Here is a 10,203-nt window from a genome sequence, read left to right on the forward strand (position 1 = left end):
GGAGAGAATAAAGTTATAGCTCAACAATTTTCATTTCTTGTAGAAGCATCCTAATCTACAGTTTTTCGTTCGTCTTACTGGAATTACTCATAGGAATTATTATAATATTCCACTTTTCTCCGTGTTTTTTTACTCATGGAAGTAATATGCGTATATCCATTATGACGTCTGTCAACTGATACACCTCTTTTTAAGAGAAATAGCATACAATGCAAAATTAATGAAAATACAAAATATGGCAATGGAAAATCGAAAAAAAAATGATTAATAGGATAATTTTAACCATGAATGTTGAGTAAATACGGTAGTTTATTGTGCAAATTTAGAATTTTCTAGATACAATGTATTGGTAATAAGGTATTATTATATACCGATATTTCTCTTAAAAAGAGAACTTTTCAAATTGAATAATAAGTACTCACGTTATTTTGTTTATTGAAAATTGTGTTTGATGTTATAGATTAACCTATTGCTTCAAAGAATGTTGTAATAGTTACAAAGCTTTCAGTATTTGACTATTCGCTTTATCGACGGCTGACGTGTCTAATGAGGCGAGATAGATGCGTGTGGTTTTCTCCGAGTCGTGTCCCATTGCTTCACTAATTATTGAGAGTGGGATATTCTTGCTTTTGGCAATAGACGCCCATCCGTGTCGGGCTACGTAGGTTGTCAGTGGGATGGCAAGTTCCAATTTCTCTCCCAGCTTTCTTAGTTTATCATTGACTAGGTGTGCTGCGTTCTTGTACTGCCGTCGTTCGTCCAAATTCATATCCTTGATAATCGGTAGCAGATAAGGCGTATTGCCGGTATCGTACTTGTCGATAATTTCTTGCATGGGTTTCTCCCATTTTATAAATAATTTTTGTCCAGTCTTTTGTCTGCGGTAAGATAGAATACTGTTATGTAGGTCTTTTTTTTTCAGATAGGCCATGTCGATGAATGACATTCCCCGAGTGTAAAACGAGAACATGAAAATGTCCCGGGCGAAATCCGCCATCGGTATAACGTCAAGTCCAATTCTCGGATTTGGCGAATAATTTTCAGGGGAACAGCTCGTTTAGTGGTTCTGTCGATACCGGTATAAACATGCTTGAACGGATAGCGTTGTACAGTCATTTCTTTTTCGACAGCTCGGTTATAGATCGCCCGTAATCCTCGCATATAAAAGGAAGACGTATTGGGACACACGCCACTTGATTTCAGAAAGTTCTCATATCTGACTATCAGGTTGGAATTGACTTCATCTAAGAGCACGTCATTCTCCCCGAGAAAACGTCCGAAACTGTTTATGACAGTCGTGTACCGCTCGGCAGTACGTTGCTTTCCGATCTGTTCCAGTTGCTGGATAACACCACGAGTAAAGGATATGAAACCTTCGATATTTGAAGATGTTAAGTAATGTTTCACTATGTCCTCGGTTGCATAGTCTTCACCAGTACGTTCTAGACACAAAATAATGCCCTTGAGTCGATTGGTGTTTTCATGCAGAGTGTCTTTCAATGAAGCCAGATAGTTTCGGCGATTGTTCCCAATATCGGGGAGAAAGACTATTTCTGCATTGGGCGTATTCCATTCATACGGATATAACTTGTAGCTGGTATTAATTTGCCGTGCCACACGCTTATGAATTACTTGGTAGAATAATGTGCCTTCCTTTGTCGGGACGGAAGAAGCACGAAATTTTACTTTTACTGTTGCCATATATATTATTGATATTAATTCGTTATTTTTGTTCTTCTCAAGAGCCTCAATTCCATTTCAGATATGGTGCCGATTATCGTTACCGATATGTCATCTCTATTATTTTATCATCAGTTCTTTCCTTATTTGTATATTTATGGTATGTTGGTAATTACTCAAAAAAGTCGCGGATAATTTGTCTTCACCGCATTGATCTTCTACATACATAATTGTTAATACAAGACCTACGTTTAAGAATATACTATTCCCAATATTCTCCAAAGCATCGGGTTTTGTATGAAATGCTAGTTGGCAATAAAATACAAACCGCTGTTGATATCAAAAAGAGCAGGACAACGATTATGCACTAGAATATTGTGGTAGATTATGTAATCAGCCTGTCTGAGTTTGTTTTAACACAAATACTTGCGAGATTGTTTCCACGAAAAATTCACTTTGAAGAACTTATTAATGTTCTTGCTGAACATTATGGTTGGGATGGGGTCCTCTTACATGGTAAACTATACACTATTTTTATCAACAAGGAAGCAGAAGGCAGGGAAAAAAGTGTGCATTGCTATGATTATAATGATTAAAGGAACTGATGTGAAAACAGTGCCAGATGAAATCAGCTACTTCTATTTTTATCTGCGTAGTATTGGTAGAAGTTAAACAGATGTTTGCTTGTGGCTATCCTTGTACTTATCAATGAGAGGCTGTACTATCTTAGGAATATCTACCATCATTTTTTCACCATCCAATCTACGAGTCTTGGTTTTGGTTCTGTTATAGATAATAGTGTTCCCTTTCATTGTGGTAGCATTGTAAAGGCTGATTCCCATATGGTAAAATAATAGAATGAAAAAATCCTTAACAAATTATAATAACAGGTGGACTTATATCCTTTCCTCATGTCTTTATAAGGTAACTTCCATACCTTCTTAATGATGTTTGCTGGAATAGCTCTCTTACGGGTAGCTTCCTGTTTTGGTATCTCAGACTCATCAAAAGGAGAATTGAATATGAGGATTAAGTTCTTGTCTTTCTTGTTATATTTCTTCTTAGCTTCATTAAATAATCTCTTAATGCTCATTAAGTATAGAGAAAGTGAGCGATTGGAGGAGACAAGTTTACCCTGTTACATTAGTCTATGTGTACGTGCTTCTTGTTCTTCCTTTATGAATGGTTTGGATTGCTCTAGTGAGTCTAGTGTAATTAATTCACATCCAGTTGCTCTTTTATCTGTGAAACGAACCAAAGCATTAATAGCAGTAGTGTAATTGGGTGCTCCTTTCCATTCAAGAAAGTAAAGACATCTTCAAATGTGTAATTGTTTTGGCCTAGTTAGAGTTTGGTGCATTGCTCTCTGTAGTAAAGTACAAGGTGATCAATTTCCTTTTTAATTGGAGCTTCCTCTCTGAATTTGAAGGATTTTGTGAGCTCTTTGGATGTTACGAATAGGCTTGTAGATAGTCTTCTTACATTTCTATTCAACGTAAATCGCACTTTTACGTTGTATGTCCCATCACTTCTTTGTTTGTCCCGTTGGACTTCTGCTTTAATTCATTTTACCTACTTGTTTTTTGAGGTCAACAATAGGTCAACAATGGGGTAGTTTGAGGTGATTTTGCTGCAATTTGTGCCATAATCAGAGAATCTATACCAAAAGAAAAGTCCTCATAAACTGCTGTCTATGAGGACTTTCTTTGTGGACCAGCCTGGGCTTGAACCAGGGACCTCCAGATTATGAGTCGCAAATATTTGATTTTCAGCGATTTGCATTTTATATCTTTTCATATCCATACATCTTGATTTCCAAGCCCAAAGATAATATTTCCTTTTCAAATAATATTTCTTGTTTTCTTCTATTTTCCTAAGATGTGTGCAAATTGTGTGCAATTAGATTTGTACGGTAATATTGGGTTATATCAATAATAGGAAGCTTGTCATCTTATATAAAACTCGAAGACCTCCCCGGGTGCGCTATTCAAATGGGAAGCGTGGGAGGTCATATTAATTGCAAATATACTAAATGTATTTGAATATTCTATTTTATCTCTCTTGATATTGAGCTTTTAATAGAATACAAATTAATATCATGCTGATAAAATCCTAAAACAATAGCCTCATTGATATTATGTTGATGAGCAAATTGTTTTATTTTCATTTGCATTGCATGTGGAGAAATCATGGAATGTTGTTTGAGGAATGTATTCCATAAGTCTTTACCAATTAAAGAGCACTTGGCGAATTTGTTTGCTTCTTCCTCGCATTTATTTATTTCAGCTCCTTCTATGGCAATGTATTTCTGTTCTCTATTGTTAATAAGATGCATATAAACATGGTATATCTCATGCAATAAAGCGAAAGCATAATTATCGATTTTGTTTAATCGTAATGTTAATACAATGGTCGGATTTTTTCCTTGCCAAAAAGAAAATCCATCAATCGGTGTTTTGTCGAATTTAGACACTATAATAAATTTAATTCCATATCGTGACAGAATTTCTTTTGTCTTATCAATAGTGTTTATGTTTACAACAAACATTTGATTCAATTCCTGCACAAGTCTTTCTAAACTGTTTTCATCAAAATCGGCAACATCCGGCATTTGTGAACTTTGATAGAAAGCAAAATGTTTCCATGAGAAAATGTTAATGGGGTCGCTCTTTAAACATTCAGATTTCTTAAAATAAGAAAGTTCCTTTTCTGAAGAAAACGAAGCTATTAGTTCTTCAACTGAAGTTACGCCGAAAATTGAATATATTATTTTTATGTTTTCTGATATTTTCGTTCCAATAACATTTAATTTCTCGAAATATTTGACAGAACAATATTGAGAAATTACTTTCCATATCTCAATATTCTTTTTTCGTTCTACTATTTTCTTATTTATATTTGCTTGGTCTATATCATATTGATTTTGTAATGATAACCAATATGAAGCATCTATTCCTAAAATTTCCTGTAGCAAAACAGCAACTTCAGGAGTTACAGCACGACGTCCCTTTATAATATCATTGAGTACGGAAGTAGGCATGCTCATAAGTGAAGCCAATTCTTTTTGCTTCATTTCTCTTGCATCTAATTCATCCTTAATGATTTCACCCGGATGAATGGCTATACAAGGTACGCAATCGTTTAATTTGATTTTAGTCGCCATAATGGTTGGATATTTCTATTAATTCTATTTCAGTAATTATCAATGAACCGTCTATTGTGGAACTTTGAAATATTAATCTCCAACGTCCGGTACATCTAACCGATTCAAAGTCTTTTAAGTCACCTTTCAATCGTTCATAATGCAGACTTCCGATTCTGAATAAATCTTCTATTCTTGTGGCTGCTTTTAAATGATTATATGCTTTTATATAACCTTTGATTACATCCTTAGGAAGTCTCTTGTATCTTTTGTCATTGGTGCAACCCTCTTCCAATAACTCAATTAGTGCTTCATCTTCTGTATAGATATTCATGCAATTCGTTATCTTTCTGCAAAGATAAGTATTTTATTCTTTATGATAATATATATCATAGAATAAATTATCAAATTTGATAATTACATGATATTGTTTTTCAAATAAACAATAAAAAAGGATATATTGTTTCGTGAAAAACATCTTTTCAAAATTATTGGTGTGTTAATGATTGGCAAACCATTTAATTCAATTAATATGCTGCACTTATTCTATTTTCTATGTTTATTTTATGCTCGGAATCTTCAAACATAATCTGAAAATCAATGCGAACTCTTTAAAATTGAAGAATCGGATTCAATGGCTTTGAATGTTTAACTTTTATTATCTATTTATCGATAGCTGTATTTTTCCGACTTTTAGTGATACTTCTCAATAATGTTCTTGAAATGAGCGAAGCGTATAATTCTTATTTACAGACTAATATATATACTATGTTTTACTATTATCGTTTTAAACCGTTTGAAACTAATGTCTAAACTACTCAAAACCAATATTCAAAAGGTTTCAAAACGTTTATATTTCCATTCAAATGAGGATATATAGACTATCGTAAGCAATTCCGCTTGCGGGTAATCACTAAAACCATGTATAATTTTTCAAAAGACGGTATCGTAGTCTCTACGGTACTTGATGCACGTACTGCCAACAAAGAAGGTAAATATCCTGTTAAAATCAAGGTTTATTATCAAAGAAAGCCCAAGTATTATTCTATTGGTGTCTGCATGACAAAAGAAGAATGGAACAAGCTGCCGGATAGCAAATCTTCTGAAAGCAGGAAAATCAGACAAGCCATTGAAAGTAGTTTTTCTTTAGTCCGTATGAATGTTGAAGCTCTGGCAGAGAAAGGAACATTCTCTTTCAATACGCTCAATTTACGTTTGGGAAAAGCTACCGGTGATACTCTGAACAGTGCCATACGAGCTAAGATTGAGGAACTGAAAAACGAAGAAAGAATCGGGACAATGCAGTTCTATCAAACTACATTGGTAATGGTTGAGGAAGTCGGCGGTAAAGATATTCCATTTAGTACTGTTACGGTAGAATGGTTGCAAAAATGTGAAAGACTTTGGTCGAAAACGAGAAGTATTTCTACAATCGGTATGCACATGAGAAATATCCGTACTTTGGTGAATGAAGCCAAGAGAGCCGGCGTTATCAAAGAATCGCAATGCCCATTCGGAAAAGGTCTGTTTGAGATAAAGACCGGTATCGGAAGAAAGAAAGGATTGACAAAGAAACAGTTGAAGGCCATTTTCGATTATAAGAGTGAAAATGAAACCACTAACAGATATAAAGACCTCTGGATATTCATTTACTTGTGCAACGGTATCAATCCGACAGACATGCTGAAATTGAAGTTCTCGGATATTGTGGACGGTGAAATATGTTTTGTGAGACAGAAAACAGAGCGCACGACAAAGAACAGGAAAGAGATACGTGCGGTTGTTTCTCCCCAATTACAGACAATAATTGACAAGTGGGGAAACAAACCGTTACCCGATAATTACATATTTCCTTATATGAAAGGGCATGAAACAGCTATAGAGCGTAAAGCGATTGTACGCGATGTTGTCAAGCGAATCAACAAGCGTATGAAGTTGATAGGTGAAGAATTGGGTATCGGCAATATCACCACATACACCGCAAGACATTCATACGCTACCGTATTGAAACGAAGCGGAGCCAATATCTCTTATATAAGTGAATCCTTAGGACATACCGACCTGAGGACTACGGAAGCATATCTGGCGAGTTTCGAGAAAGAGGAGCGTACTAAGAACACTAACCTTTTGACCTCGTTTTTGTAGCCTATATAGCCTATATTGGGGCAGCTTCAATATTCTGCCCGATTCTCTTGCTTGGTGGGAAATCGGGCTTTCTTTATGTAAAATTACCGGTGCGAGAGCTTAATTCAGGTTAAGAATATAGTTAAAATACCTTTTTCTTTTATATTCCGACAAAAAAGAGGATATATGTAATGTCCGATGATTCATGTATTCGGAGTATTACTAAATTCAAAAATAAATAAAGTTATGGCACGAAAGAAAAAAGTAAAAGAAGAACAACCGGTGACTGCCGAAGTTGTAGAGACTAAAAAGAAATCTTCAAAGAAAGCACCAAAGACTAAAATGTCTGCTCAAAAAGAAAGCATACAGGAAACCGGTGCTCAAGAGCCGATTGTCAAAGAAGAAAATACGAAAGATTCTTTTAAAGACAAAGATTACACAATCGATGAGCTTATAGATATGTTAGGGCCGGATATTGATTGTGAGGATGATACAGAGTTTTCATTAACGGAAAATACTTCTTCACAAGAACAGGAATACACAATAGAGGATATGCTTTCCGCATTGGACGAGTCAATCGATGATGACGATGAAGAATGTGTTTCAGATGAAATACTTGATAAATTCGACAAGGCACTCGAAAAAAAAGGTTTGGGCGATGATTATTTTCGGAAGAAAGAAGAACGGCTTAAAGAAATGAAGCTGGAGCATGAACTTCACGAATTCGCCATTGATGAAATGCTGAATGAATAAGAATATCTAATTTTGTAACCTGCAACAGTCTCTTTATGGGATGTAACTTTGTGATGTGCCTTATTTTTTCTAATTTTGCATCGTCATGGCAACATGGCAGACATATTAGAAATTTAAGGTACACGAAAGTGTTTAACTGATTCTCTACGACGAAGTCTGGTAAACTATCTGTAGAACGGGAATAAGTTGGCATCTCTCGCGTCATATCCGTATATGGCGTGGGGACTGTTGCTTGTTTTAGTTCAAGGTCTTACCAGAGCCCGTCGTATAAAATAAGTTAATGGCCTCACGCTTTCTGCATTTATAAACTCTTCTGATTTGGGGCTAAGGGAGAAACGACATTCTGGTAATTATGAAGAAATTTTTATTAATGTTAGGTGCGGTAGCTTTATTTACTGCATGTAGTGATGACGGTGGTTCCGGTAGTGGCAATATCAATTATGAAGAAGGTTATAAATACCTTACGAATTTGAATGTGAGTGACGCAAGATGATTTATCAGAAATCATCCGCAACAAGAGCAACAGGGGATGACTCTTATTACAAACTTGATTTATCAGGCAATGAGGTAAAGTTGTCAATCAAGGGAGAAGACGGTCAAGACCATAATATTGGTATTCATAAAGTTTTGAAATTGAGCGATAAAGTTCTTCTTGTAAATCCTATCGCACAAGATATTATCGATTTGTTCTATAAACCTGGACCTGATGGTGAAGGTATAAGTGTAGGTTGGGGTAGTACAGAATACCTCTCCATTGTTGATGTCCAAACAGAAAAGATATATCGATGGCCCAAGGAAATAGATGTATATTTGGGTGACGGTTCGTTGAAAACAATATTGGATAATCAAGGTAATATCTATTACAAAGGCTATCTGAAAGGTGAACAGGTGTTAAAGTTGTCGCCTGAAACAATGACTATTGAGGCTTTGTTGCCGGATGATATACGCTTTGATAATTTTTCGGTAACAGGTGATGGATTTGTAGTATACTGGAAAGGGAATGAGCAACAATTCAATTGTCGTGTCAAATGTCCGGGTGGTAAAATCTATCCGATTACAGATACTTATACTTTCATCTTTAGTGGTGATTTATATTCGGTTCGTGACAATACGATTATCAAATATGAAACAGTCGGTATTAATGATTTGGAAGAAAAAATAATCTGTACAATACCGTATGATAATACTTATTGGAAATTTATACCAAATTATGTACGTAATACAGTCGTAATAAATGGGAATTTGGAGTTTGACGGAGAGCAATGTGTTAAACTGGACAAGTATGTGAATATCGGAAATATTCGTACAAGCAAAGCATGGTATATTCTAAACAATACCATGTTCTCAAAAACAGCAATGAAAGATTATCAGGAATCGCAATTTCAAGTTTCGGAATATGAAATACAAAGTCTTTCGGCGAGTTCGGAAAGTCCAAATATCGCATTTACAGGTTTTAGATATTCGGACGGTGTAAATGTCGTAGGAACTATCACAGAAACAGATGAAGTTGTTATCGATAATGTTGCAGAAAACGGAAACAAAATCATCAATCTTATTTCGTTGAACTAATATCAACTCAAAATAATATCCTCTTGTTGCTTATGCAATGAGAGGATTTTTTATACCCAAAATTTTAAAATTATGAATAACAGAATTACCCTTATAACATTACGGAGCTGAAAGAAAATGAAATATTTGTGTTCGGTTCAAACTCAAACGGTGTACATAATGGAAATGCCGCAGCAACAGCGATGAAATTCGGAGCTATTATGGGGCAGGCTGTGGGAATACAGGGGCAGACCTATGCGCTACCTTCCAAACACATTGAGAATCTTAAAAAACATATTGATGATTTTCTGCTATATGCGGAACAACATCCGGAATATATTTTTTTAGTTACAGAGATAGGATGCGGAATATCCAAACATTCGCCATTTGAGATTGCACCGTTATTCAAAGAAGCGGTTCATATAAAGAACATCAATTTGCCTTTGTCCTTTTGGGATGTTCTGAATGGTGGCATACAAGCCAGAATCAAACAGGTTGCCGAAAAAGAATCTCCTTCCGTTTCTGATTTTTGTCAAAGAACGGGATTGTCTTTTACTATACTGATGAACATTTTATTCAGAAAAGAACTTCCTACCGTCTGGATTGTGCAAAAGATACTAATTGCCTTTCCGTCTATAAATGCAAGGTGGCTACTTTTGGGAGAAGGCGATATGAAGCTCACGAAACGCAACAGTTTTCTCACAAGAATAAACGATTTTCTGCATATCCTTTTCGCTTCCAAATAGACGTGAAATTATTATTTCCCCATACCAAAAATAAGGCTGTTTTCGTCTCCTGTATCGAGCTTTTCTCTTGCCTCTAATACTCGGTATAAAGAAGCACGAGCATATCTCGAATATGAAAGAATAAAATTAAAAGTAGAAAATTCTTACATAGTGAAGTAAATGAATGAAATGAACTAATTTTATACCTAAACTTTTTATAAAAGAGTATAT

The 10,203-nt window shown here is 35.3% G+C and carries 7 protein-coding genes and 2 pseudogenes; 5 read left to right on the top strand and 4 right to left on the bottom strand.

Translation table 11 applies throughout. From position 1 onward, the window contains the following. Window positions 1-493: 493 nt before the first annotated feature. From JCM17102_RS28615 to JCM17102_RS20155, 4 genes and pseudogenes are all read right to left on the bottom strand, one after another. Window positions 494-1,701 (bottom strand): annotated as a pseudogene (locus tag JCM17102_RS28615) (tyrosine-type recombinase/integrase). A gap of 622 nt (window positions 1,702-2,323) precedes the next feature. Then, window positions 2,324-3,243, bottom strand: a pseudogene (locus tag JCM17102_RS32305) (site-specific integrase); the annotation flags it as partial. A 484-nt stretch (window positions 3,244-3,727) separates the two neighbouring features. Continuing rightward, window positions 3,728-4,843: a HigA family addiction module antitoxin gene (locus JCM17102_RS20150; RefSeq protein WP_025076463.1), complete on the bottom strand. Its 1,116-nt coding sequence runs from the start codon at window positions 4,841-4,843 to the stop codon at window positions 3,728-3,730. Further along, a complete protein-coding gene (locus JCM17102_RS20155; RefSeq protein ID WP_005798232.1) occupies window positions 4,833-5,156 on the bottom strand; it encodes a type II toxin-antitoxin system RelE/ParE family toxin in 324 nt (107 codons plus the stop codon). Before JCM17102_RS20155 ends, JCM17102_RS20150 begins: the two co-directional genes overlap by 11 nt. A gap of 587 nt (window positions 5,157-5,743) precedes the next feature. Between JCM17102_RS20155 and JCM17102_RS20165 the strand changes: the two genes are divergently transcribed. From JCM17102_RS20165 to JCM17102_RS32585, 5 genes are all read left to right on the top strand, one after another. After that, entirely contained in the window at window positions 5,744-6,967 is a 1,224-nt protein-coding gene (locus tag JCM17102_RS20165) for a site-specific integrase (protein ID WP_025076464.1), read from the top strand. 225 nt (window positions 6,968-7,192) lie between these two features. Next, window positions 7,193-7,699 carry a hypothetical protein gene (locus JCM17102_RS20170; protein ID WP_025076465.1) on the top strand — a complete coding sequence of 169 codons (507 nt, stop codon included), beginning with the start codon at window positions 7,193-7,195 and terminating at the stop codon, window positions 7,697-7,699. A gap of 352 nt (window positions 7,700-8,051) precedes the next feature. Next, entirely contained in the window at window positions 8,052-8,192 is a 141-nt protein-coding gene (locus JCM17102_RS32080) for a hypothetical protein (RefSeq protein ID WP_275564450.1), read from the top strand. Then, on the top strand, window positions 8,189-9,268 hold the full coding sequence (locus JCM17102_RS28625; protein ID WP_275564451.1) for a hypothetical protein: 1,080 nt from the start codon (window positions 8,189-8,191) through the stop codon (window positions 9,266-9,268). Before JCM17102_RS32080 ends, JCM17102_RS28625 begins: the two co-directional genes overlap by 4 nt. Window positions 9,269-9,396: 128 nt before the next feature. After that, window positions 9,397-9,993: an A1S_2505 family phage non-structural protein gene (locus tag JCM17102_RS32585; RefSeq protein WP_025076466.1), complete on the top strand. Its 597-nt coding sequence runs from the start codon at window positions 9,397-9,399 to the stop codon at window positions 9,991-9,993. Window positions 9,994-10,203: the final 210 nt, after the last annotated feature.

Source organism: Bacteroides faecichinchillae JCM 17102 (assembly GCF_000614145.1).
GTDB lineage: Bacteria > Bacteroidota > Bacteroidia > Bacteroidales > Bacteroidaceae > Bacteroides > Bacteroides faecichinchillae.